Annotated in this window: 4 protein-coding genes; all 4 read left to right on the top strand. The window is 40.5% G+C overall.

What is annotated here, in order from left to right:
* Window positions 1-202 (top strand): hypothetical protein (locus OCK74_RS27735; RefSeq protein WP_279300374.1); only part of this gene is annotated, 202 nt, incomplete at its 5' end.
* On the top strand, window positions 199-1,098 hold the full coding sequence (locus tag OCK74_RS27730; RefSeq protein ID WP_279300373.1) for a helix-turn-helix domain-containing protein: 900 nt from the start codon (window positions 199-201) through the stop codon (window positions 1,096-1,098). The genes OCK74_RS27735 and OCK74_RS27730, both read left to right, overlap by 4 nt.
* Before the next feature lie 94 nt (window positions 1,099-1,192).
* The gene (locus tag OCK74_RS27725; RefSeq protein WP_279300372.1) at window positions 1,193-2,101 is read left to right on the top strand and encodes an alpha/beta hydrolase; all 909 of its coding nucleotides are present in this window, start codon (window positions 1,193-1,195) and stop codon (window positions 2,099-2,101) included.
* 262 nt (window positions 2,102-2,363) lie between these two features.
* The coding region (locus OCK74_RS27720) for a DDE-type integrase/transposase/recombinase (protein WP_279300371.1) at window positions 2,364-2,582 on the top strand (219 nt) is incomplete at its 3' end.

Genomic DNA, 2,582 nt, shown 5'->3' with positions numbered 1-2,582 from the left:
CTTCCACATAATTGGAAACCGCTGCAAGATTAATCATCTCACTGCAACCAACAATATGCAGTTGCTTGTAGGTTTACCTTCATCATCAGTTTTTCAATTGGCTTCAGTTGCCGGGCTGACAGTTATTAAATACCAGCACAGCAGCAAGACGTCAACATTGGCGGCAATTCTATTGGGCACCTTCTCAATTGACAAGCCTTGAAAACTATTACTTCCATAGGTGATTATTGCAGGGAAATAAAAATCACTCCACCCAAATATCCTTTCTTTGACATCCGGAAGTTTGAGGACAACATGAAAATGGTGAGGGCAAAACAACCGCCTTTTCGTCACGAATTTTACGCCATTGCTCTTAGGCTTTCGGGAGATAATAAAGAGGTCAACGGTCAATTTCTCAATAGCAATTTATTTTTTAACTCGCCCTACCAGATTATCACATGGGATATCGAATTGGATTGGGTCGGCTGGTATATTATTTTTGGCCGTGAATTTTTATCACTCAATCCACTATGGAGAAATTTCATTATTGATTTTCCGTTTTTCCGTCTTGATAAGGCCGCTCCGATGAATCTGCCTGCCGGTGATGCACAGCATGTGAACGACGTCTTTCAAAAGATTTTTGATGAATACCATTCGGATCACCAGGATAAATTTCTTTTCATCCAAACTTACACCCATTTTTTACTCTTACTCACAAAGCGGTGTTTTGACAAAACTACTATCAGCGCCGATGGCCAGCAGGACAACCGGGCGGCTGACATCTTATTGATATCCCGGTTTCAAACATTGGTAGAAACCATGATGACCAATGATCAGGTTACATCTGAATTTCGCCATCCTTCTTTTTATGCTAATAAGTTGAATATTCATCCTAATCATTTGAATGCTGTTGTAAAGAGAATCACCGGCAAAACAGCTACCAGCATTATTCAAGGCCAGCTTATCATTTATGCCAAATCACTGCTTCGACAAACAACTGATTCCATTAAGGAAATTGCTTATCGCTTGCATTTTTCAGAGCCCTCACATTTCGATTCTTTTTTTAAGAAAGCTGCAGGACTTACGCCACAACAATACCGGCATCATCCTATCCTTTGATTTTTGCCATTCCTGCTTTACTTCTCGCTACTATCAGTCTATGTGTCGACGCATCTTTGTATTGCCAAGCTAAAAATCCATAAACTCAACAACAATGAAAAAAGTAAAATTTCAAAGCGAAGGGTTGACACTTACCGGAAACATGTTCCTCCCTCCAAATTTTGACAGCACAAAAAAATATCCTGCCATTGTAGTTTCGGGTAGTTGGACTACCGTTAAAGAACAAATGGCAGGGCTTTATGCCGAACGTCTGGCGCAGCAAGGTTTTATTACACTGGCTTTTGATTTCAGAAATTTTGGTGAAAGTGAAGGTCAGCCAAGATTCTATGAAAACCCCATGCTGAAAAAAAACGATATAGTAAATGCCGTAACCTTTCTAAGCAATCAACCCGAAATAAATTCAAACAGCATCGGCGCATTTGCCGTGTGTGCAGGCGCTATGTATACACTCATGGCCGCTTCGGAAGACAAGAGGATAAAAGCGGTTGTTACCGCCGCTTCATGGTTACACGATTCAGAAGCTGTAAAGCTTTTTTATGGCGGAGAAGAAGGTGTTCAAAACAGAATGAATGCAGGATTGGCCAGCAAGGAAAAGTTTGCAGAAACAGGGGTTGTTGACTACGTTCCCTCCATTTCTGAAACAGATCCTTCTGCTGCGATGTATGGCCCCTACGAGTATTATCTCAATCCAAAACGCGGAGCAGTGCCACAATGGAGTGCTGATAAATTTGCTGTAATGTCATGGGTAGATTGGCTGACGACTGATCCAATGCCCAGTGCTAAAAACCTGTCCGCACCGACACTAATGATGCATTCAGACGGAGCTGTGCTGCCACAATACACAAAAAACTACTTCAATGATATTGCCACGACTGACAAGAAACTATACTGGATGAAAACGGATTTACAATCTCCATTTCATCAATTTAACTATTACGACCAGGAGCCGGAAGTAAGTGAAGTTGTTTTGGAAGCTACAAAGTGGTTTAAAGCAAGGCTTTAAAATTGATAACTGAAATTAATAGCATTAACTGAAATGAAAAACGCACACCTCATAAAAGTGATAGCAATAGCCTCTAAGATTACTAATGCAATATGACAGGTACGGAATGGAACAGACTTTCCTTTTTTCAGTGGCTATGTACTGTGCATTAACGGACGGAAATGTTTTTCCCTCAGTGCTGTGAATTGATGAGATGTTTAAGGGTTATTGTTTTCCAAAAGAGATCATACTTCAGGCAGTTTATTTGAAACTGAGATTTAGCTTGAGTTACAGAGATATAGAAGAATTACTATCAATCAGAAGTATAGAGGTTGATCACGCAACTGTACAAAGATGGGTATACAAGTTTACTCCTCTAATTGAGGGGACATTCAGGAAAAGGAAAAAGCTGGTGGGTAACTCCTGGAGAATGAATGAAACGTACATCAAAGTGAAGGGTGAATGGATGTACCTGTATCGACCTGTAGACAAGGGTGGAAAT

The sequence above is a fragment of the Paraflavisolibacter caeni genome (assembly GCF_025628885.1).
Taxonomy (GTDB): domain Bacteria; phylum Bacteroidota; class Bacteroidia; order Chitinophagales; family Chitinophagaceae; genus Flavisolibacter; species Flavisolibacter caeni.
Note: the sequence above shows the minus strand (reverse complement) of the source record. Positions and strands in the feature narration are given on the sequence as shown.